This window comes from Actinoplanes nipponensis, assembly GCF_016862275.1.
In the GTDB taxonomy this organism is placed as follows: domain Bacteria; phylum Actinomycetota; class Actinomycetes; order Mycobacteriales; family Micromonosporaceae; genus Actinoplanes; species Actinoplanes nipponensis.
The window spans coordinates 143,340-165,058 of sequence record NZ_BOMQ01000026.1; the positions used below are offsets into that span (position 1 = coordinate 143,340).

18 protein-coding genes and 1 pseudogene are annotated in these 21,719 nt (G+C 75.1%); 9 read left to right on the top strand and 10 right to left on the bottom strand.

Annotated features, from left to right (window positions below):
- Positions 1-117 precede the first annotated feature (117 nt).
- From Ani05nite_RS10615 to Ani05nite_RS10630, 4 genes are all read left to right on the top strand, one after another.
- Entirely contained in the window at positions 118-939 is an 822-nt protein-coding gene (locus Ani05nite_RS10615) for a DUF2382 domain-containing protein (protein WP_203767262.1), read from the top strand.
- A gap of 135 nt (positions 940-1,074) precedes the next feature.
- Complete coding sequence (glgX, locus tag Ani05nite_RS10620) at positions 1,075-3,183, top strand: glycogen debranching protein GlgX (RefSeq protein WP_203767265.1); 2,109 nt, start codon at positions 1,075-1,077, stop codon at positions 3,181-3,183.
- A 31-nt stretch (positions 3,184-3,214) separates the two neighbouring features.
- Complete coding sequence (locus Ani05nite_RS10625) at positions 3,215-4,273, top strand: DUF4037 domain-containing protein (protein WP_203767268.1); 1,059 nt, start codon at positions 3,215-3,217, stop codon at positions 4,271-4,273.
- A 63-nt stretch (positions 4,274-4,336) separates the two neighbouring features.
- A complete protein-coding gene (locus tag Ani05nite_RS10630; RefSeq protein WP_203767270.1) occupies positions 4,337-6,382 on the top strand; it encodes a purple acid phosphatase family protein in 2,046 nt (681 codons plus the stop codon).
- On the opposite strand, the gene Ani05nite_RS10635 is transcribed toward Ani05nite_RS10630, so the two are convergent.
- From Ani05nite_RS10635 to Ani05nite_RS10650, 4 genes are all read right to left on the bottom strand, one after another.
- On the bottom strand, positions 6,339-6,683 hold the full coding sequence (locus Ani05nite_RS10635) for a helix-turn-helix domain-containing protein (protein WP_203767271.1): 345 nt from the start codon (positions 6,681-6,683) through the stop codon (positions 6,339-6,341). The two genes, Ani05nite_RS10630 and Ani05nite_RS10635, sit on opposite strands and share 44 nt — an antisense overlap.
- Positions 6,684-6,788: 105 nt before the next feature.
- On the bottom strand, positions 6,789-8,333 hold the full coding sequence (locus tag Ani05nite_RS10640) for a tannase/feruloyl esterase family alpha/beta hydrolase (RefSeq protein WP_203767273.1): 1,545 nt from the start codon (positions 8,331-8,333) through the stop codon (positions 6,789-6,791).
- 58 nt (positions 8,334-8,391) lie between these two features.
- On the bottom strand, positions 8,392-9,066 hold the full coding sequence (locus tag Ani05nite_RS10645) for a response regulator (protein WP_203767274.1): 675 nt from the start codon (positions 9,064-9,066) through the stop codon (positions 8,392-8,394).
- On the bottom strand, positions 9,063-10,148 hold the full coding sequence (locus Ani05nite_RS10650; protein ID WP_203767275.1) for a sensor histidine kinase: 1,086 nt from the start codon (positions 10,146-10,148) through the stop codon (positions 9,063-9,065). Before Ani05nite_RS10650 ends, Ani05nite_RS10645 begins: the two co-directional genes overlap by 4 nt.
- A gap of 100 nt (positions 10,149-10,248) precedes the next feature.
- Between Ani05nite_RS10650 and Ani05nite_RS40925 the strand changes: the two are divergent.
- From Ani05nite_RS40925 to Ani05nite_RS10660, 3 genes and pseudogenes are all read left to right on the top strand, one after another.
- A pseudogene (locus Ani05nite_RS40925) lies at positions 10,249-11,148 on the top strand (glycoside hydrolase family 32 protein); the annotation flags it as partial.
- Between the two features lie 261 nt (positions 11,149-11,409).
- Positions 11,410-11,805, top strand: a complete 396-nt coding sequence (locus tag Ani05nite_RS40930; protein ID WP_239129690.1) for a ChaB family protein — start codon at positions 11,410-11,412, stop codon at positions 11,803-11,805.
- Complete coding sequence (locus Ani05nite_RS10660) at positions 11,802-12,212, top strand: DUF1810 domain-containing protein (RefSeq protein WP_203767279.1); 411 nt, start codon at positions 11,802-11,804, stop codon at positions 12,210-12,212. Before Ani05nite_RS40930 ends, Ani05nite_RS10660 begins: the two co-directional genes overlap by 4 nt.
- Here the strand turns inward: Ani05nite_RS10660 and Ani05nite_RS10665 are convergent.
- Positions 12,200-13,876 (bottom strand): DEAD/DEAH box helicase, encoded by a 1,677-nt coding sequence (locus tag Ani05nite_RS10665; RefSeq protein WP_203767281.1) that lies wholly within the window; start codon positions 13,874-13,876, stop codon positions 12,200-12,202. The genes Ani05nite_RS10660 and Ani05nite_RS10665 overlap by 13 nt on opposite strands.
- 185 nt (positions 13,877-14,061) lie before the next feature.
- Here Ani05nite_RS10665 and Ani05nite_RS10670 point away from each other — a divergent pair, with 185 nt between their 5' ends.
- Positions 14,062-14,991 (top strand): FAD-dependent oxidoreductase, encoded by a 930-nt coding sequence (locus Ani05nite_RS10670; protein ID WP_203767284.1) that lies wholly within the window; start codon positions 14,062-14,064, stop codon positions 14,989-14,991.
- A gap of 292 nt (positions 14,992-15,283) precedes the next feature.
- Here Ani05nite_RS10670 and Ani05nite_RS10675 read toward each other — a convergent pair whose 3' ends face one another.
- The 4 genes from Ani05nite_RS10675 to Ani05nite_RS10690 all read right to left on the bottom strand — a co-directional run bounded on the left by Ani05nite_RS10675 (position 15,284) and on the right by Ani05nite_RS10690 (position 19,728).
- Positions 15,284-16,357, bottom strand: a complete 1,074-nt coding sequence (locus tag Ani05nite_RS10675; RefSeq protein WP_203767287.1) for a hypothetical protein — start codon at positions 16,355-16,357, stop codon at positions 15,284-15,286.
- Positions 16,354-17,121 carry a TIGR03943 family putative permease subunit gene (locus Ani05nite_RS10680; RefSeq protein WP_203767289.1) on the bottom strand — a complete coding sequence of 256 codons (768 nt, stop codon included), beginning with the start codon at positions 17,119-17,121 and terminating at the stop codon, positions 16,354-16,356. The genes Ani05nite_RS10675 and Ani05nite_RS10680 overlap by 4 nt, the downstream gene beginning before the upstream one ends.
- Positions 17,118-18,152, bottom strand: coding sequence for a permease (locus Ani05nite_RS10685; RefSeq protein WP_203767291.1), 1,035 nt, complete (start codon positions 18,150-18,152; stop codon positions 17,118-17,120). The genes Ani05nite_RS10680 and Ani05nite_RS10685 overlap by 4 nt, the downstream gene beginning before the upstream one ends.
- A 91-nt stretch (positions 18,153-18,243) precedes the next feature.
- Positions 18,244-19,728: a GGDEF domain-containing protein gene (locus Ani05nite_RS10690; RefSeq protein ID WP_239129633.1), complete on the bottom strand. Its 1,485-nt coding sequence runs from the start codon at positions 19,726-19,728 to the stop codon at positions 18,244-18,246.
- 76 nt (positions 19,729-19,804) lie between these two features.
- Between Ani05nite_RS10690 and Ani05nite_RS10695 the strand changes: the two genes are divergently transcribed.
- On the top strand, positions 19,805-20,980 hold the full coding sequence (locus Ani05nite_RS10695) for an acyl-CoA dehydrogenase family protein (protein WP_203767293.1): 1,176 nt from the start codon (positions 19,805-19,807) through the stop codon (positions 20,978-20,980).
- An 8-nt stretch (positions 20,981-20,988) separates the two neighbouring features.
- On the opposite strand, the gene Ani05nite_RS10700 is transcribed toward Ani05nite_RS10695, so the two are convergent.
- A complete protein-coding gene (locus Ani05nite_RS10700) occupies positions 20,989-21,666 on the bottom strand; it encodes a GNAT family N-acetyltransferase (RefSeq protein ID WP_203767295.1) in 678 nt (225 codons plus the stop codon).
- Positions 21,667-21,719: the final 53 nt, after the last annotated feature.

Sequence of the window (21,719 nt, forward strand, 5' to 3'; positions counted from 1 at the left end):
CTGTTTATGCGGTAAACGGCCGGGCACCTCTAGCGTCGTAGAGATGTTCGCCCACCGCGTTGAGCAGGGACTTCGACGCCTGGGCGGCAACAGTTCGACCCTCCGGAAAGGACAATGATGCTCACCCAGCATGACACCCAGAAGCTCATCGGCGCCGACGTCTACGAGACCGACGGCACCAAGATCGGCTCCGCCGCGGACGTCTACCTGGACGCGCAGACCGGCGACCCGGAGTGGGTCTCGGTCAAGACGGGCCTGTTCGGCACCAAGCAGTCCTTCGTGCCGCTGGACCGCGCCACCCTCGAGGGTGACCGGATCGTCGTGGCGTTCAGCAAGGACCAGGTGAAGGACGCCCCGCGGATCGACCCCGACGGCCGGCTCAGCCCCGCCGAGGAGGACGAGCTGTACCGCTACTACGGCCTCTCCTCGACCGGCGGCAACCTCGACCGGGACCGCGACGGGTACACCGACACCACCACGACCACGGGCCGGCAGTCCACCACCGGCACCGCGTACGACACCACCGACGACCGGGGCGACGTGTCCGGGCGCAACACCGACGACGCCATGACCCGCTCCGAGGAGCGCCTGGTCACCGACACCCGCACCGAGGAGGCCGGCCGGGCCCGGCTGCGCAAGTACGTCGTGACCGAGCAGGAGCAGGTCAGCGTGCCGGTCAGCCGCGAAGAGGTACGCCTGGAGCGGGAGCCGATCACCGACGCCAACCGCGGCGCGGCCCTCGACGGCCCGGACATCTCCGAGGAGGAGCACGAGGTCACGCTGCACGCCGAGCGCCCGGTGGTCGACACCGAGGCGGTGCCGGTGGAGCGGGTGCGCCTGGGCAAGGAGACCGTCACCGACACCGAGCGCGTCTCCGGCGAGGTCCGCAAGGAGCAGATCGAGTTCGACGACGAGACCGGCGGCCGCAACCGCCGCTGATCCCCGCTTCGCGGCGTCCCCCGGGCCCTGAGCCCGGGGGACGCCGGTGTGTCGGGCCCCGCAGGCCGGGCAGGGTTCGGGGGGCGGCAGAGTGGGAAGCACAGCGCGCAGCGTCCGTTCGTGATGAGGAGAGACATGAAGATCTGGCCCGGATCGCCGTACCCGCTGGGGGCCACGTACGACGGCGGGGGCACCAACTTCGCGCTCTTCTCCGAGGTCGCCGACCGGGTCGAGTTGTGCCTGTTCGACGACGACGGCACCGAGACCCGCGTCGACCTGCCCGAGCGCGAGGCCCTGGTGTGGCACGGCTACCTGCCGCGGGTGGTGCCGGGGCAGCGGTACGGCTACCGCGTGCACGGCCCGTACGACCCGTCGACCGGGCTGCGCTGCAACCCGGCGAAGCTGCTGCTCGACCCGTACGCCAAGGCGATCGACGGGCACAACGAGTGGAACAACGCGCTGTTCTCGTACCACTTCGACAATCCGGGCCAGGTCAACGACGCCGACTCCGCGCCGTACGCGCAGCGCTCGGTGGTGATCAACCCGTTCTTCGACTGGGCCAACGACCGGCCGCTGCGCATCCCGTTCCACCAGACGGTGATCTACGAGGCGCACGTCAAGGGCATGACCCAGCGCCACCCGGGCATCCCCGAGGACGTCCGGGGCACCTACTCCGGCCTGGCCCACCCGACGATGATCAAGCACTTCAAGCAGCTCGGGGTCACCGCCGTCGAGCTGATGCCGGTGCACCAGTTCGTGCACGACAGCACGCTGACCGACCGCGGGCTGCGCAACTACTGGGGCTACAACACCATCGGCTTCTTCGCCCCGCACAACGACTACGCGTCCTTCGGCGGGCACGGCGGTCAGGTGCAGGAGTTCAAGTCGATGGTCAAGGCCCTGCACGCCGCCGGCATCGAGGTCATCCTCGACGTGGTCTACAACCACACCGCCGAGGGCAACCACCTCGGGCCGACGCTGTCGTTCCGCGGCATCGATAACCCGGCGTACTACCGGCTGGTCGACGACGACAAGCAGTACTACTACGACACCACGGGCACCGGCAACAGCCTCAACGTACGCCACCACGAGTCGCTGCGGCTGATCATGGACTCGCTGCGGTACTGGGTCACCGAGATGCACGTCGACGGCTTCCGCTTCGACCTCGCCTCGGCCCTGGCCCGGGAATTCCACGAGGTGAACCGGCTGGCCGCGTTCTTCGACCTGGTCAACCAGGACCCGATCGTCAGCCAGGTCAAGCTCATCGCCGAGCCCTGGGACGTCGGCGACGGCGGCTACCAGGTCGGCGGGTTCCCGCCGCTGTGGACCGAGTGGAACGGCAAGTACCGCGACACGGTCCGCGACTTCTGGCGCGGTGAGCCGGCCAGCCTGGGCGAGTTCGCCTCCCGCTTCACCGGCTCGTCCGACCTCTACGAGATCGACGGCCGGCGCCCCATCGCCTCGATCAACTTCGTGACCGCGCACGACGGGTTCACCCTCAACGACCTGGTCTCGTACAACGACAAGCACAACGACGCCAACGGCGAGGACAACCGCGACGGCGAGAGCCACAACCGGTCCTGGAACTGCGGCGTCGAGGGCCCGACCGAGGACCCGGAGATCGTCAAGCTGCGGGAGCGGCAGAAGCGCAACTTCCTGGCCACGCTGCTGCTGTCGCAGGGCGTGCCGATGATCGCCCACGGCGACGAGCTCGGCCGCACCCAGCACGGCAACAACAACGTGTACGCCCAGGACAGCGAGCTGAGCTGGGTCGACTGGCAAGACGCGCGGATGCACGACGTGCAGACCCGCTTCACCGCCTCGCTGACGAAGCTGCGCGCCGACCACCCGATCTTCCGCCGCCGCCGCTTCTTCACCGGCGAGCCGGCCGCGGACTCCAAGGTGCCCGACATCGCCTGGCTGCGCCGCGACGGCGAGCCGATGACCGAGCAGGACTGGAACACCCGCTCCGGCATGACGATGACCGTGTTCCTCAACGGCCACGGCATCCCCGAACGCGACGAGCTGGGCGAGGACATCCGCGACGACTCGTTCCTGGTGCTTTTCAACCCGCTGGCCGACGCGGTGGCGTTCACCCTGCCGCCGCGCTCGTACGGCCGCACCTGGGAGACCGTGGTCGACACGGCCGACCCGCTGCTGGCCGCCCGGCGCCGCACGGTCAAGGCGGGCGGGGAGCGCGACGTCGAGGGGCACACCATGGTGGTGCTGCGCTGCCGGTACTGAAACCGGTTGCCCGGTGCGGCCCGCTGGAGCCGTGTCCGGTATCGCGCTGAGCAGGCGTTTCTACACCCAGGCCGTCCGTCCGCTGCTGGGCGGGCGGCCGCACGCCGCCGCCCTGCTGGGCGCGGGCTCCGAGGTACTCGGCTTCGACGACGACGTCTCGACCGACCACGACTTCGGCCCGCGCGTGCAGGTGTTCCTGCCCGCCGGCGTGGCGCCGCCGTCGCTGGCCGGCCTGCCCGCCACCTTCGAGGGACATCCAACGGTGTTCGCGGCCGCCGACCGCGACGGCGGGCCCTGCCACCAGGTCGAGGTGACGACCCCCGGCGCGTTCTTCGCGCGCCGGTTGGGCGTGGACCCGGCCGCCGGGATGGGCCTGGCCGACTGGCTGCTGACGCCGACGCAGACGCTGGCGACTCTGACCGCCGGGGCGGTGTTCCACGACCCGGCGGGTGAGCTGGCGCGCCGCCGGGCGGCACTGCGCTGGTATCCCGGCGACGTGTGGCGCTACGCGCTGGCGGCCGGCTGGCTGCGGGTGGCCCAGGAGGAGGCGTTCGTGGGCCGGGCCGGCGGGGCGGGTGACGACCTCGGCTCCCGGCTCGTGGCGGTCCGGCTGGTCCGGGAGCTGGTCCGGCTGGCGTTTCTCGTCGAACGCCGCTGGGCGCCGTACCCGAAATGGCTGGGCAGCGGGTTCGCCCGCCTGGACCTGGCCGCGACGGCGGGCCCGGCGCTGGCCGCGGCGGCCGCGGCGGCGGACTGGCGCGACCGCGAGGACGCGCTGGTCACGGCGGCCGGCGTGCTCATCGCCGCGACCAACGAGCTGGGGTTGGCCGCACCCGTGGACCCGGCGCCGCGGGCCTTCCACGGCCGGGACATCCGGGTGCCGGGCGCCGAGCGGTTGACCGTGGCGCTGACCGCGGCGATTACCGACCCGCCGGTGGTGGCCCTGGTCGAGGGCTTCGGCGGGCGCCGGGGCGGGCCGGTGCCGACCGTGCCGGGCACGATCGACCAGCTCACGGACTCGACCGAGATCCTCGGCGACGCCGGGCGCCGGCGGCGGGCGGCGGCGCTGCTCGGGCTTCCGCCGGGGTGAAAGGTGCCCTTTTCGGGTGTCTGTCCGGCGTGTACCGCTCGCCGGGCCGCGGGGCGTTACAGGATGTCCGGCGTGACATCTTCGACGGGCGGTCGCCCGATCACCATCGACGAGTGCAGCGACGGCAACGCGCGGGCGCTCGCCCGGCAGCGGGTCAGCCGCCGTTCCATGCTCAAGGCCGTCATGGCCGGCGCCGGGGGCGCCGCGTACGCCCAGTTCCAGCTGGCCGACGCCGCCTTCGCCGCCGGCGGTGGCCGGGCCGGCCGGGCCGGCGTGGTGGTGTCGGGCCGGCACCTGTCGTTCGTGCCGCACACCGACGGCGAGCTGCGCCCGGCGATGGCCGTGACGGCCCAGCTGGTCAGCCGGACCGGCAGCCTGCCGCGCAAGCTGCGGGCCTTCGTCGACGTCGGTTCCGCGCCGCGGGAATACGGCACCCGGGTGGAGGCGGAGATCCGGCACCTGGTCGGCCGGTACGCGATCCCCGGCGGCCCGATCGGCAGCCAGTTCTACCTCAAGGCCACCGTCGACGGGTTGCGCCCCGGCACGGTGTACCACTACCGGATCCGGCTCTCCGACGGCACGGTCAGCGGTGACGCGCACTTCACCACCGCGGCGGCCCGCGACGCCGGGGTGCCCGCCCCGTTCACCTTCACCGCCTTCGCCGACGTCGGCACCAACACCGCGCCGACCGACCCGCGGTACGCCTGGGGCCACGACCCGGACTCCGTCGTCGCGGCCGGCGGCACCTGGCCGGCGGGGGTCTTCGACGACAACGCGTACCTGGCGGACGACCCGGTCGCCGGCGAGCACGGCACCGACCGGCGTCCCGCGCTGACCCAGACCCTGCTCATGGCCACCCAGCGGCCCGTGTTCACGCTGCTGGCCGGCGACATCTGCTACGCCAACCCGTCCGGCTCCGGCCTGCCCGCCGACGACACGACCGCGCTCACCCGCACGGCGCCGCCCGGCCGCAACCTCTACAACCCGTACGTGTGGGACGTCTTCCTCAACCAGATCGAGCCGCTGGCCTCCCGGGTGCCGTGGATGTTCGCCACCGGCAACCACGACATGGAACCCCTGTACGGCGACACCCGGTTCCTCGGTGACAGCCCCACCCACGGCTACGGCGGCCTGGTGGACCGGCTCGACTTCCCGGCCAACGGCCCGCGGACGTGCCCGTCGGTCTACCGGTTCGTCTACGGCAACGTCGGCGTCATCTCGATCGACGCCAACGACCTGTCCGCCGAGCTGCAGACCAACACCGGCTACTCCGGCGGGGCCCAGCTGAGCTGGCTCAAGCGGACGCTGCGGGAGTGGCGCACCGAGGGGGAGCGGGCCAAGGAGATCGACTTCGTGGTGGCGTTCCTGCACCACTGCGCGTACTCGACCACGCAGAACCACGCCTCCGACGGCGGGGTCCGCGACGCGCTCGACCCGCTGTTCAGCCGCTACCAGGTCGACCTGGTCGTGCAGGGGCACAACCACCTGCTCGAGCGCACCGACCCGATCCGGTACGGCCGGCGGACCAAGGCCGCGCCCGACGGGGCCACCATCTTCCCGGCCAAGGACGGCGTCACGTACCTGTGCGTGGGCTCCGGCGGGCGGGCGCGCTACCCGTTCCGGGCCGCGCCCTCCGCCACCGCGCCGGCGCCGCCGGGGATCACCCCGGCCGGTCCGCAGGCCCTGCCCGCGGGCCAGCGCTACCGCGGCTACCGGCCGCCCGGCGGCCCGAACGCGGCCGAGAACAACACCGAGAACATCGTCAACAGCTACGTGTGGTCGACCGCGGACAGCGAGATCAAGCCGGCCGGACACCGCGCGGGCTCGCGGATCCCGGAGGTGGCCGACTGGTCCCAGGTGCGCTACGACGACTATGCGTTCATCGCCGTCGACGTCGTGCCGGCCGCGCGCGGCGCGCGGACCACGCTCACCGTGCGCAGCCTGGCCGACGCGCTGCCGGGCAGCCGGAAGCCGTACACCGAGATCGACCGGATCACCCTGGCCCGCACCGCGGGCCGCGGGGCCGTGCCGGCGACCGCCGCCGGGCACCCGGACCGTACGGGCCTCAGCGACCGCGCCGGTCCGCGGGCTGACGGGGCCGCGGGCTGACCGGGCCGTCGGCGTAGACCCGCTGGAACGTGATGAGCCAGCGGATCTGCTCGCGCGGCGGCACCCCGCAGCCCCGCAGGAACCCCACCAGGGTCTCCTGCCGGGGTGTGCTGGCCGCGGTGACCAGGTTGTGCACGGTGGCCCGGGAGATCGGTGTCCCGGCGTCCTTGCTGCGCCGGGCCACGCTGTCCAGGGAGCGGCGGCGCGTGTCCATCAGGGCGCGCAGCCGGCCCGCGAACTCGACCGGCGTGGCGGCGCCGGTGGGATCCGGGGGCACCACCGGCCTGGTTGCTGCGTTCATCTGACCTGCCTCGTCCCTGGCCGGCTCTTGGCGGAGCACCGGCCGGTACCGATCGTGGTGCGGGCGATCAGCGGGAACAAGAACGCAGTTGCGTACGAGTTCCGGTCAGTAGCGCCCGACGTGGTCGTCGTGGCTGTTGAGGCCGCCGGGGGCCGCCCGCACCGGCGCCAGCGCGTCGAACGGCGTCACCGTCAGGTAGCGCACCAGCTCCGGCTCCGGCTGCGCGGTCACCGTCGGCACGCCGATCTCTCCCGGCGCCACCCCGTTCTCCACCCAGTCCAGCAGCGGGGTCAGCAGCTCAGGGACGCCGATCTCGGTCACCCGGCGCACGTCCGGACCGAACAGGCAGTGGTAGCCGGCCGGGATGAGGTAGAGCCGGGAGAACGCCTGCGCCCGGGCGAAGCCGCCGGCCCGGCGCTCCACCGCGCGGTAGTAGTCGATCGTGGACCACGGCGGGATCACGCCGTCCGCCCAGCCGTGGTACATGATCAGTTTGCCGCCGCGGGCCCGGAACGCGCCGAGGTCGGGGTCCTCCGCCCGGTAGAGCGCGTCGCCGACCACGGCCAGCCGGTCGCGGGCGGCCCGGTCGAAGCGCACGTCGGCCAGGCTGTACGTGGCCGGCGGGTTGACCGGGTAGGCCAGATAGCGCAGGTAGTTCAGCGCGATCGTGGCCGCGTCGGTGCCGTCGGGCCGGGTGCCCGCCGGACCGGTGAACCAGGTCCAGGTCAGCTCCGAGCCGTACGGCACGCCGCCGTTGGAGAGGCTGCGCCCGGCCCGGTCGGTGGGGCCGCGGTAGAACGCCGTCACGGCGGCGACCTGGGCGCCGGTCAGGCAGCCCGGGCGGTCCACGCCCGGCGGGCAGCGCAGCGAGTCCGGCCGGAAGCCGCACCGCCGTGGGTCCTCGATCACCTCGCCGCAGGCCCCGGCGACCGCCGCGTGCAGGGCCGGCAGCTTCTCGCTGGTGAGGACCTGCGTACCGTCCGCGCCGGTGTTGCTGCGGACCAGCCAGGGGTTGAGCAGGCCGGAGAGCACGGCCGGGTTGCTCGCCGGCGCCCCGGCCAGGATGCCGTCGAAGTCCGCCGGGTAGCGCTGGGCCAGCATGAGCCCCTGCCGGCCGCCGGTCGAGCAGCCGTCGAAGTAGCGGTGGGTGGGCTCGGCGCCGTAGTAGGCGCGCAGGACGGCGGTCGCGACGCCGGCGAGCTTGTGCTCCGAGGTCAGTCCGAACTCGACCCGCAGGCGCGGATCGGCGCCCCAGGTGGCCGGCTCGGTGTCGGCGCCGCGGTGGCCGCTGTCGGACGCGGCCAGGGCCAGCTTGCCGGCCAGGGCCGGCGCGCAGCCGTAACCGACGGGCGGGACGTCCAGCTCGGGCACGCTGCCGCACAGGCCGGAGCAGCCCTGTTGCACGTACTGGCCGGTCCAGCCGCCGGTGGGCAGCTTGAGCGTGAAGGAGGTGCCCGGCGCGAAGTGGCCCCGCACCACGCAGAACTCGTTGCCGCGGATGGTGGCCGGGCCGGCCGAGGCGATCCGCACGCCGGGCAGGTCCACGCGGGACAGCGCGGCGCAGCCGATCACGGGAGCGCCGGGTGGGGCAGCGGGCGCGCCCAGGGCCAGGGGTACGGCGGTCAGCGCCGCCAACAGCAGATTCATCATGCGTCGAGACTGCCGACGCCGGCCGGCCCGCACATCGGTCCGCGGAGCGGTTCCCGGCTCAGCCCCGGGGCGCAGTGCCGCCCGGCCGGACCAGCCCCACCTCGTACGCGAGCACCGCCGCCTGGACCCGGTCGCGCAGCCCCAGTTTGGACAGGATGGCCGACAGGTGCGTCTTGACCGTCGCCCGGCTCAGGGTCAGCCGCTCGGCGATCTCGTCGTTGGACAGCGCCCGCGCGACCAGCGTGAGCACCTCGACCTCCCGCTCGCTGAGCGCCGCCAGGCTCGGCGGCGGCGCGCCGCCGGGCAGCTCGTGGGCGAACCGGTCGAGCAGCCGCCGGGTCACCGTGGGGGCCAGCAGCGCCTCCCCGCCGGCCACCACCCGGATCGCGCCGATCAGCTCGTCGGGCCGGATGTCCTTGAGCAGGAAGCCGCTGGCGCCCGCGCGCAGCGCGGCGAACACCGGCTCGTCCAGGTCGAAGGTGGTCAGCATGATGATCCGGGCCGGATGGCCGGAGCCGGCGAGCCGGCGGGCGGCCTCGATGCCGTCCATCCGGGGCATCCGGACGTCCATGAGGATCACGTCCGGCCGGACCCGGGCGGCCAGCGCGACGGCCTGCAGCCCGTCGCCGGCCTCGCCGACCACCGCGAGACCGTCGCGGCCGTCGATGATCATCGCGAAGCCGGCCCGGACCAGCTCCTGGTCGTCGGCGATCAGCACCCGGATCGGCGTCATGCCGCCCGCGCCAACGGCAGGTCGGCGCGGACCTCGAAGCCGCCGCCGGGCAGCGGGCCGGCCCGCAGGGTGCCGCCCAGCAGCTGCGCGCGTTCCCGCATGCCGACGATGCCGCGGTGGTCCGACCCGGTCACCCGGCCGACGGACCGGGCCGGGCCGTCGTCGCGGACCGCCAGCCGCAGCGCGTCCGGCTCGCACCGCACGGTCACCACCGCGCGCGTCGCCTGGCTGTGGCGCAGCGTGTTGGTCAGCGACTCCTGGACGATCCGGTACGCCGACCGGTCGACCGCCGCCGGCAGCTCGCGCAGCTCGGTGCGCACCTCCACCCGCAGCCCGGTGGCGCCCAGCGCCGCGGCGAGCGCGCCGAGCTGGGCCAGCCCCGGCTGCGGCCCGCCCGAACCGGGGTCGTCCGCGCTGGTGGTCTGCAGCAGGACCCGCAGCTCGGCCAGCGTGGACCGGGCCGCCGCCGCGATGGCGCCCAGCGCCTGGCGGGCCAGCTCGGGCCGGCGGTCGAAGGCGTCCTCGGCCGCCGTGGCCTGCACGACGATGACCGCCACCGTGTGGGCCAGCACGTCGTGCAGCTCCCGGGCGATCCGGTCGCGTTCCTGCGTCACGATGCGCCGGCGCAGGTCCGAGCGCCGCAGCGCGCGGGTGCGGCCCAGCTCGCCCAGCGTCCAGCCCAGCGCGGGCCCGGCCGCGGCGAGCAGCATGGTGCGCCAGTCGCCGGTGACCAGCTTCCACGGCGTCGCCGCGACCAGCGCCGCCAGCACCCCCAGCGAGCGGCGCGGGCTGCGTACCCGGGCGTAGCCGGCCAGCACGGCGGCGGACTGGCCCAGCCAGCCGGTGCCCGGGGCCAGCGCCTCCAGCCCGGCGCCGCTCACGACGGCGACCGCCATGGCCGCCTCGGGCCGGGTCCGGACGGCCGCCACCATGGCGCCCTGCACCAGCGCGCAGGTGAGCGCGACGACCCGGCCCGCGGCGGTGACCGGACCGTCCGGAGTGATCAGCACGAGGATCGCCAGGATCAGGGCCAGCGCCGCCGCGGCGGCGTGATCCCCGATCCGGTCCCGGGCAATGCGCACGCTGCGATCCTAGGCAGCGCGGGGCGGGCGGGCATCGGTCGCGGGAACGGGCCGCCGCTCATCCCCGGGAACGAGGCCCCCGGGGTGGTAGGCAGGGTGGGTGGACGACACCGCCCGGCCCCGCCCCCGCCGGCACTTCACGCCGTCGGCCGGCTGGCTCAACGACCCGCACGGCGTGGTCCACGCCGACGGCCGCTACCACGTGTTCTTCCAGCACAACCCGGCCGCGACGCGCTGGCGCCCGGAGATCCACTGGGGACACGCCACCTCGGCCGACCTGATCCGCTGGACCGAACAGCCGGTCGCCCTGGCCCCGGTGGCGGCGGAGACGGGCTGCTGGTCCGGCTCCGTGGTCCTGCCGGCCGGGGCCGCGCCCGCGCTGTTCTACACCCGGGTCCCCGCCGGCGGGGACCCGGCCCTGGCGCAGGTCGTACGCGCCCGGGGCGCCGCCGACCTGCGGACCTGGCGGCGTGACCCCGTCGCGCCCGTCATCGCCGGGCCGCCGCCCGCCGTGGCCGAGATGCGCGACCCGTCGGTGTGGCGGGCCGCCGACGGATGGCGCATGGTGCTCGGCGCCCGCCTGAGCGACGGCGCCGCCGCCGTGGTGCAGTACCGCTCGGCGGACCTGCGGACCTGGCGCCACGACGGGATCGTGGCGCGCCAGGACGGCGGCGCGCCACCCGGCTCCCTGTGGGAGTGCCCGCAGCTCTTCCCGCTCGACGGCACCTGGGTGCTGCTGGTGTCGGTGCTGCACGACGGCGCCGGGCAGGGCGTGGCCTACGCGCTCGGCGACTACGACGGACGGCGGTTCACCGCCCGCACCTGGGGCCGGTTCAGCCACGGCGCCCCGATGTACGCCACCACGGCGTTCCGGGACGCCGCCGGACGCCGCTGCGTGCTGTCCTGGCTGCGCGAACACGGGGACGCCGCGCCGCCGGGCTCGCCCTGGGCGGGCGCGCTCAGCCTGCCCTGGGTGCTCTCGGTCGCGGGCGACCGGCTGCTGGCCGCCCCGCACCCCCACCTCGGCCGGTGCGGAACGGTCGTGCGCGCCCCCGGCCGGGTCACGGCCGGCGGCCTCACCTTCGTGGTGGGCCCCGACGCCGTCACGCTGACCGGCGGCGGCCGCCCGTTGCTGCGCCTGCCCGGCGGACCGTCGGCCCGGCTGATCAGGGACGCCGACCTGCTGGGGTGGTCGTCGAGGGGGTCGCCGGGATCGGCGCCGCCCGGTTTGACGCCCGGGACGCCGGGAAAGGTGCACCTCATGGCGACTCGTGACATGCCGGGGACGCTCAAGCGCTCCCCGAAGAAGGCCCAGGACACCTACGTGGCGGCGCACGACTCCGCCGTCAAGGAGTACGGCGAGGGCGAACGCGCCCACCGGACGGCGCTGGCCGCGGTCAAGCACGCCTTCGAGAAGGTCGGCGACCACTGGGAGCCCAAGGCGAAGAAGGGGCCCAGCGACGCCAAGGCGGCCGGCGGACGGGACACGAAGAAGAAGACCGCCGGCGGTGTGGACGCCAACGCCAGCAAGGAGCACCTGCGCTCGGTGGCCAAGAAGCTGTCCATCGGCGGCCGGTCGTCGATGAAGAAGGCGGAGCTGGTCGAGGCCATCCAGAAGGCCAACGCGAAGAGCACCCGCAAGGCCCGCGCCCGGTGAGCGACCTCGCCCGCTTCGTCGACGCCCAGCGCGACGTCTACCCGCAGGCGCTGGCCGAGTTGCGGGCCGGCGGCAAGCGCAGCCACTGGATGTGGTTCGTGTTCCCGCAGATCGCCGGGCTCGGCCGCACCGCCACCGCGCAGCACTACGCCGTCGCCGACCTGGCCGAGGCCCGGGCGTACCTGGCCCATCCGGTGCTCGGCCCGCGGCTGACCGAGTGCGCCGAGGCGCTGCTGGCGGTACGGGGCCGCACCGCCACCCAGATCCTCGGCACCCCGGACGACCTCAAGCTGCGCTCGTCGATGACGCTGTTCGCGCACGCCGCCGACGACCCGGGCGTGTTCCGGGCCGTCCTCGAGCGTTACTACGGCGGCCAGGACGACCCGCTCACGCTTCAGCGGCTGTAACGCTCCCGGCGCACCTGCGGCCGACGGCCCCGGACGGTGGCCTGCGACATCGCCGCGATCACCATCTCGGCGGCCGACTCGGGCACCTCGACCAGGGAGAACCGGTCGGTGATCTGGATCGCGCCGATGTCGCGGGCGTTGAGCCCGGACTCGCCGGCGATCGCGCCGACCAGGTCCTGCGGGCGCAGGCCGGCGCGCCGGCCCAGGCCGATGAACAGCCGGGCGACGCCTTCGCCGGCCGGTCCGCCGCGGCGCTCGGGCCGCTCGGTCCGCCGGCCGTCGCGGCCCTCCGGGCGCTCCCGGACCAGCTCGCGCGGCGTCGGGATCTCCTGCTCGTCGACGTCGCCGCCGGCCGCCTCGTGGGCCAGCTTGACCGCGGCCAGGGCCACCGTCTCGATGTCGAACTCGCTGGTCAGCGACTCGATGACGACCCGGAAGCGCTCCAGGTCGTCCGACTGCAGGCTGCTCTCCAGCGACGCGCGGGTCAGCTCGAGGCGCCGGGCCCGCAGGTCGGTGACCGTGGGCACCTTCTCCAGGGTGATCCGCTGCCGGGTGAGCCGCTCGATCGCCTTGAGCATGCGCGACTCGCGCGGCTCGGCCAGGGTGATCGCCGCGCCCTCCCGGCCGGCCCGCCCGACCCGGCCGATGCGGTGCACGTACGCCTCGGGCGCCGACGGCACGTTGTAGTTCACCACGTGGGTGAGCTGCTCCACGTCGAGGCCGCGGGCGGCCACGTCGGTGGCCACCAGCAGCTCGGTGCTGCCCGCCCGCAGCCGGCCCATGACCCGGTCGCGCTGGTCCTGGCTCATGCCGCCGTGCAGCGCCTCGGCCCGGTAGCCGCGCCCGTTGAGCGTCTCGGTGACCTGGTCGACCTCCTCGCGGGTCCGGCAGAAGATGATCGCCGCGGTGGGCGCCTCCACGTCGAGCACCCGCCCCAGCGCGGCCGACTTGTGCGCCCGGGCCACGATGTACGCGCTCTGGCGCACCAGCGGGATCTCGCCCGGGGCCGACGCCTCCCGGCCCATCTGGATGCGCACCGGGTCCTTGAGGTGCCGGCGGGCGATGCCGTCGATGCGCGGCGGCATCGTGGCGGAGAACAGCACGGTCTGGCGGGTCTGCGGGGTCTCGGCGAGGATGGCCTCGATGTCCTCGGCGAAGCCCATGTCGAGCATCTCGTCGGCCTCGTCGAGCACCACCGTGCGCACGTCGCTCAGGTCGAGGGTCTCGCGGCTGATGTGGTCCAGCACCCGGCCCGGCGTGCCGACGACCACGTCCACGCCGCGCTGCAGGGCCTGCAGCTGGCGCCCGATCGGCTGCCCACCGTAGACCGGCAGCACCCGCACGCCGAGGTCGCGGCCGTAGCGGTGGACCGCCTGCGACACCTGCTCGGCCAGCTCGCGGGTCGGCACCAGCACCAGCGCGGCCGGGCCGCCCCTGGCGTCCGGCTCGAGGCGGTGCAGCAGCGGCAGCGCGAAGGCCGCGGTCTTGCCGGTGCCGGTCGCGGCCTGGCCCAGCAGGTCGTTGCCCGCCAGCAGCGGCGGGATGGCCTCGCGCTGGATCGGCGTCGGCTCTTCGTAGCCCAAGCTGGTCAGTGCCTTCAGCAGCTCGGGACGGAGCGCCAGACCGGCGAAGCCTGTCGCGTCCGCGAACAGGTGCTCGCTCATTATCTTTGCTCCGGATCCGTCGTGCGCCGGTCACAGTGGCGACCGGCATCAACGACGACAAGGATACGGGGCCGGCCCGCGGCGGCCGCCGGCCGGGACCCGCAACCGGCGCCGGCCGCCCTCCGCGCGGTCGTACCTCCGACTCAGGCCGGGTGCGCGGCGCCGGATTGGGCCAGGATCGCGGTATGGCGGACGTGATCGTGGTGGGCGGCGGGATCATCGGGCTGACGGCGGCGACCCGGCTGCGCGAGCGCGGCGCGGAGGTGACCGTGTGGTCGGCGCAGGAGCCGGCCGAGACGGTGTCCGCGGTCGCGGCGGCGGCCTGGTACCCCACCCGGACCGGGCCCGGCGAGCGGATCCTGGCCTGGGCGGCGGCCAGCTACGACCAGTTCCGCCGGGACGCCTTCGACCGGGTGCCCGGCGTGCTGGTGCGCGAGACCCGCAATCTGGAACGTTCCGGGGCGACCGGCGAGCCGTGGTGGGCGCCGGCCGCGCGCGGGGTGCGGTACCACCCCGCGCCCGCGCCGTGGACCCGCGAGGTGCGGTTCCGCGCGCCGCTGGTGGAGATGGGCGAGTACCTGCCGTGGCTGCGGGAGCGGCTGCGGACGGCCGGCGCGCGGGTGCTGCGGCGCCGCGTCGACCGGCTGGAGGAGGCCCTGGTCGAGGCGCCGGTGGTGGTCAACGCGACCGGGCTGGCCGCCGGCCCGCTGTGCGGCGACCCGGACGTGCTCCCGGCCCGCGGGCAGATCGTGCTGGTGGCCAACACCGGCATCTACACCAGCGTGCGCGACGAGGGCGAGCCCGGCACGTACGTGCACCCGCGCAGCCGCGACGTGGTGCTCGGCGGCACCTGGCAGGAGGGCGACTGGAACACCACGCCCGACCCGGCGACCCGCGACGCCATCCTGGAACGTTGCCGGGCCCTGGTGCCGGAGCTGGCGGGCGCGCCGATCGTGGGGGAGAAGGTCGGGCTGCGGCCGGTGCGGCGCGGCGGGCCGCGGGTGGAGGCGGAGAAGTGGCCGGGCGGGACGGTGGTGCACGCGTACGGGCACGGCGGCGCCGGCATGACGCTGTGCTGGGGCTGCGCGGACGAGGTCGCCGCGCTGGCCCTCTGACGACGCTTTGTCGATCTTCGGCGCGGCCCCGGCCACGGCGGAGGCCGCGGGGTCCGGTCCGGCGCCGCGGTCCGGCGGCGGTGCTCCCGCCGGCGCGGCCGGGCGGCCGGCGCCCCGCTGCTGCGCACCGCGGCCGACCCCCGGGGACGACCCCGGTCGGCACGCTGAACAACTGCTCCGGCGGCGTTCGACGGCACCGGGTGTTCACCGCCGTCCAGCACCCGGGGGAGATCACCGGCGCCACCCGCTGAGCACGACGGCCCGCTCCCGGCGCCCGCCGGGAGCGGTACGTCTACACCGTGCGCAGGTCCAGCGTGTGCCAGGCCAGCGAGTCCTGGTCGCCGGTCGCCCACCACAGCACGCCGTTGCGGCAGAACACCCCGTCCGCCGCCGGGGTGACGTCCACGGTGCGGTCCGCCTTGATGTCGTAGACCAACAGCCCCGCCGTGCCGGTCAGGTCGGAGTCCGGGGCCGTCTCGGACAGCAGCTCGAAGCGGTCCAGCACCGCCACGTCGGGCACCGCCGCGCCGGCCGCGCCGCCCGCGATGCGCCGGCGGGCGGAGCCGTCCGGGTGCATCAGGTCGATGCGGGCCAGGCCGTCGCCGTTCATCACCAGCACCCGGCACCAGGCCGGGGCGCAGGTGATCAGTTCCGGTCCGGAGGTCTCGACCGGGGTGTCCCGCCCGGTCTCCGTGTTGCGCAGCCGGGTGGTGCCCGCCTGGTCCCCGCCGCCGTCGGTCAGCCAGGGCCACGCGGTCAGCGCCCAGGAGCCGGGCTCCTCCCGGACCGCGACCGCGCCGCCGGTCAGGGCCACGGAACGGATCTCGGTGGTCGGCTCGCCGCCCGGCCCGGCGGCGGCCCAGTGCACCCGGCCGCCGGCCAGCACCAGGTCCCACTGCGAGCCGAAGAACACCGCGTTGCCGGTGTCGGTGGTCAGCCGCCGGGCCGGGCCGCCGGAGGTCTTCGCGGTCCACAGCTCGGTCGCGCCGCCGTCGGCCGACTCCACCCACGCGAGGTCGTCGCCCGCGGTCGCGAAGGCGCTGAAGTCCGGGTTCGTCGACAGCGGGCGGCGGCGCAGCTCGCGGACGGCGCCGTCGGCGCCGCGCAGCACCAGCCGTTCGGCCGTGCCGTCGGGGCTCGGCGCGGTGCCCACGCTGGTGCGGGCGTCCAGGAACAGGCCCGGGTGGTAGAGCGGCCCGTCGCGCAGGTTGCCGGGCAGCTCGGCGCGCTGGGCGCCGGGCCAGGCGGTGGCCAGCGGCACCCGGGCCGCGGGGGCGGGCGCCGGGTCGTGCGGGGCGTACACCAGCAGGGCGGCGCCCGCGGCCAGGGCGACGCCGAGACCGGCGAGGGCGGGCAGCCGTCTCACTCGTACTGCTGCTTCGGCGGGGTGACCTCCTGCCAGGAGCGGACCTCCAGGTACGGCACCTCGGCCTGGTTCACCGGGTCCCGCGCCGTGCGCGCCGTCCACCCGCCGACGACCTGGATCCAGGTGTCCGCCGGCACGGCCGCCGGGACGTCCCCGCTGAGCGCCACCTTGATCGGCCGGCCGTCGGCGGCGCAGCACGACATCACCATCCGGGCCAGCATCGGCTGCCCGTCCGGGCCGGGCGTGACGAAACCGGTCAGCCGCAGGGTGCGGCCGGTCAGGCTGCGCCCGCCGTCGAACACCGCCCGCGAGGCGTAGTCCAGCAGCCCGAGATCGACCGGGTCGCCGGCCGGCAGGGTCGGGTAGTCGGAGTCGGCGCCCGGCGCGGTCAGCACCGTGCCGGCCTGCCCGGCCGCGTCGGAGCCCAGCGCCGGCGGCGCGACCAGCAGCAGTCCGAGCACCGGCAACAGCAGCAGCCAGCCGACCCGCGGCTCGTGGTGGTGCCCGCCGTGCTCGTCGTGCCCGCCCGGCGTGGTGTCCTCGTCGGGGCCGCCGGGGCCGGCGGGCCGGTCGGGCCCCGCGGTCCGGCCGCGCAGGTCGTACCACAGCGTCAGCACCGCGGCCGCGACCAGCAGCACCCCCGCGCCGATCAGGAACGGCCGCAGGCCCTCCTTGACGTAGCGCAGGTACAGCTCGGAGAGGCTCGCCTTGAGGATCGCGCCGCCGAACAGCAGCATGATCACGGCCTGGGCCTGCCGGTTCACAGCAGCACCGCCCCGACGCCGGCGCCCACCAGCACCGCCGCGACGAAGGTGGCGGGGGCGAAGCGGACGGTGAAGCGCCGGCCGAAGACCCCGGCCTGCATGGCGATCAGCTTGAGGTCGACCATCGGGCCGACCACCAGGAACACCAGCCGCGAGGTGAGCGAGAACTGCGACAGCGACGCGGCCACGAAGGCGTCGGCCTCGCTGCAGATCGACAGCAGCACGGCCAGCACGGCCAGGGCGATGATCGACAGCACCTCGTTGTCGGCCAGCGTCTGCAGCCAGCTCTCCGGCACCACCACGTTGATGGTGGCGGCGGCCGCGGCGCCCAGCACGAGGAAGCCGCCGGCGTGCATGACGTCGTGCCGGCAGGCGGCCACGAACGCCTGGAGCCGGGAGCCGTCCTCGGCCGGGCGGGCCGGCAGCTTGATCCACTCGCTGCGGCCCAGCCGCAGCCACAACCAGCCCATCGCCACGGCGACGGCGAGGCTGGCCACGCCGCGGGCGACGACCATCTCCGGCCGGCCCGGGAACGCGACCGCGGTGGCGGTCAGCACGATGGGGTTGATCGCCGGCGCGGCCAGCAGGAACGCCAGCGCGGCGGCCGGGGTCACCCCGCGGCGGATCAGCGACCCGGCGATGGGCACGCTGCCGCACTCGCAGCCGGGCAGGACCACCCCGGCCAGGCCGGCCGCCGGCACCGCCAGGGCCGGGTGCCGGGGCAGCGCCCGGGCCCAGAACGACCGGGGCACGAACACGGCGATGACGGCCGAGAGCACCACGCCGAACACCAGGAACGGCACCGCCTGCACCAGCACCGAGACGAACACGGTGGTCCAGGTCTGCAGCCGCGGCGCGGAGACCAGCGCGGCCAGCGGGTTGCGCAGGATCACCAGCAGCACGAGCAGCACGGCCAGGAGCTCGACCGAGCCGAACCGCCGGCCGCCGGCGGGGGCCGGCGGCGGCGCGGCCGGCTCCGGGCCGGCCGGCGCGCTCTCGCGCCGGTCGGTGACGTCCTCGGGTGCGGTCACAGTGGTCACTCCGGATGACGGGGTCGGTCGGTCGCCGCCCACCCTATCCACCCCGCCGCCCGGGACCGGAACCCCGAACCGGGCGCGTTGGCTATGCAGAGCTGCGCATATGCACACGTGTCGATTCGCCGGGGAGGGACGTGCCGATCTGGTTGCGGCCGGCGTGCTTGGCCGCGTACAGGGCGGCGTCGGCCCGCTGGACGAGATCCTCCGAGGTCTCGGCGCCGTCCCACTGCGCCGCCCCGGCCGAGAAGGTCTGGCCCAGCGGCGTCGCCGCCAAGGCGCGGGCGAGCACGTCGCGGGCCTCGTCCACGCCGGCGCCCGGCAGCAGCACGATGAACTCCTCGCCGCCCCAGCGGGCCAGGGTGTCGATCTGGCGCAACGCGCCGTGCCAGGCCGCGCTGGCCTCCTTGAGGAGCCGGTCGCCGGCGGGGTGACCGTAGCTGTCGTTGAACCTCTTGAAGTGGTCGAGGTCGAGCAGCGCCACCGTCACCGGGGCGCCGTCGCGGCGGGCGTGCTCCAGCGCCCGGGGCAGCTCGTCGTTCCAGGCGCGGCGGTTCGGCAGCCCGGTCAGCTCGTCGGTGCGCGACAGTTCCCGCACCTGCCGGCTCTGCAGTTCGACCTGCCGCACCAGCTGCGCCATCCGGGTCACGACCAGCAGGAACAGCGCCGTGCAGCCGATCACGATGGCCGGGCCGTCGGTGATCTCGCCGTGGTAGAGCTGCGTCGCCAGGATGGCCGGGGCGATCAGCGAGGTGGTGGTCAACGCGACGAGCTGCAGCTTGCCCAGCCGCGGGGGCTGCGGCGTCGCCGTGCGGCCCAGCTCCCGGGCGCCGGCGTGCAGCGCGGCGATGCCGAACAGGGTGAAGGCGATCAGGAACACCTCGTCGAGGCCGCGGCGGAACCACAGCACCTCCTCCAGGTGGGCGCCGAGGTCGCCGAGGTTGCCCAGCACCACCCAGGTGGTGTCGCCGACCAGGAACGCGGCCAGCGACCCGGTGATCCACCAGAACGGCGCGCCGCGGCTGCCGCCGGTACGCAGCAGCCGGGTCATCATGGCCAGCAGCAGCAGGTCGCCCACGGGGTACGCGACCTGCGCCGTGCGCCCGAGGATCGACATGCCGGTGTCCTGGGCGGCCGGGTGGATCACGTACACCCAGGCGAGCAGGCCCAGGCCGGTGGTGATGGTGGTGGCGTCGACCATCGCCGTCCAGTTGCGCCGCGCGTCGCGGCGCCGGATCAGCAGGCCCAGTCCGAGCGCGCACGCCGGGTACAGCCCGAGGAAGAACGGGTCCGACGGCGTCGGCATGTCGCTCCAGCCCAGCACCTCGGCGCTGTAGATGGCCACCGCGATGCCGGTCGCGTTGCTCCAGATGCCCAGGGCGAAACACCACCAGGGCAGCCGGTCGCGCAGCGGCAGCCGGCGGACCCCGAGCACGATGGCCGCGGTGCCGGCGTAGCCGATGGCGACCTCCCAGCAGCTCTCCCACCAGCCGTTCTCCGGGATCAGCTGGTAACCCGCGACGGCCAGGGCCATCGCGGCGGCGTAGAGCTTCCAGGTGCGCCCACTCGTCATCCGTCCAGCAGACAGCGGCCCGGGTGCGCGGACGGGACCGGTCCGGGTGCGGGACGGTTGCCCCTACGATCGGACGGTGCCGATTCTCGCCTCACATGACGCCGCCCTCGCCGCCGCCGCCCGGGTCGCCGCCGCCCTCGCCCCCGGAGCGGTCCAGCGCGACCGGGACGGGGCGGACGCCGTACCCGCCGCCGCCCTGGCCGAGCTCGACGGCTCCGGCCTGCTCGCCGTCACCGTGCCGGCCGCCGACGGCGGCCCGGGCCTGGGGCCGGCCACGCTGGCCGAGGTCACCCGGATCATCGCCGCCGTCGACCCGGCGCTGGCCCAGGTCCCGCAGGCCCACTACCTGATGGTCGACGTGCTCGCCGTGCACGGCGAGGCGCCGCTGCGCGCCCGGCTGTGCGCCGACGTGCTGGCCGGCCGGCGGATCGGCAACGCGCTCGCCGAACGCGGCGGCAAGCACGCCCAGGACCTGACCACCCGGCTGACGGACGGCCGGCTCAGCGGCCGCAAGTACTACTGCACCGGGGCACTGACGGCCGCCTGGATCGCGGTCAGCGCGCTGGACGGCGACGGCCGCCTGGTGCTGGCCTTCGTGCCGCGCGACGCGGCCGGCGTCACCGTCGACACCGACTGGGACGTCATGGGCCAGCGGGCCACGATCAGCGGCACCACCACGTTCGCCGACGTGCCGGCCGACCTGGTCCTGGACTACGCGGGGGCCTTCGAGGTGCCGCAGCAGCTGGGCGCGCGGGCCCAGCTGGTGCACGCGGCGATCGAGGTGGGCATCGCCGAGGGGGCGCTGCGCGACGCGGCCGCGTACCTGCGGGACAAGGCCCGCCCCTCCACCGAGGCGGTCCGGGCCGGTGCGGCCACGGCCGCCGGCGACCCCCACGTGCTGCACCGGTACGGCCGCACCGCCACCCGCGTCCGCGCGGCGGCGGCCCTGCTCCGCGAGGCGGCCGCCGAGCTGGAGGAGATCGGGCTGGTCCCGGCCGACGCCGCGGCGGCCGCCCGGGGCTCGCTGGCGGTGGCCGCGGCCAAGGCGTTCGCCAGCGAGGTCGCGGTCGAGACGGCGTCGGAGCTGTTCGCGATGTGCGGCACCAGCGCCACGGCGGCCAAGTACGACCTGGACCGGCACTGGCGCAACGCCCGCACGCACAGCGTGCACGACCCGGTGGACTGGAAGTACCACCACCTGGCGGCGTGGGAGCTGGCCGGGGTCCAGCCGCCCAACCACGGCCAGCTCTAGGGTGTGGGTCAAAGGGGAGTGGGCCGGTACGCGCCGAAGACGATCGGCGTGCGGACCGTGAACCCGAGCTCGGCGTAGAGCCGCACCGCCCCCGTGTTGGCGTCCGCGGCGTGCAGGAACGGCACCTCGTCGCGCGCGCGGATCCCGGCCACCACCGCCGCGATCAGCCGCGACGCCAGCCCCGCGCCGCGGTACGCCGGGTCGGTGCAGACCGCGCTGATCTCGGTGTGCCCGGCCGGTCGCATCCGTTCCCCGGCCATCGCCACCAGCTGGCCGCCGCGCCGGATGCCCAGGTACGTGCCCAGCTCCGGGGTGCGCCGGCCGAACGGCCCGGGCCGGGTCAGCGCGGCCAGGTCCAGCATCTCCGGCAGGTCGGCGGCGGTCAGCACCACCGCCTCCGGGTCCGCCGCGCCGCGGACGCCGGCCCCGACGAGTTGCACGCCCGGTGTCCCGCCGGCGCGCGTCCAGCCCGGCGCGGCGGTCAGCCCGGGCGCCGCGAGCAACGGCTGGTACCCGGAGGTGGCCAGGGCCGCCAGGTCGTGCCAGGCCGCCGGGTCGGCGGGGTCGTCGACGGCCGCGAACGGGCTGACGTCGGGCCGGTAGCGGGCGCTGCGGCCGTGCCGCTCGGCCAGGCCGGCCTGCGTTCCGGTGAGGGCGGACCAGGCGGGGTTGTCCAGGACATGCACCCGGCCGATTCTGCCCGCCGGTCACCGGCGCGGGTAAGGCGCGGGTAAACCGG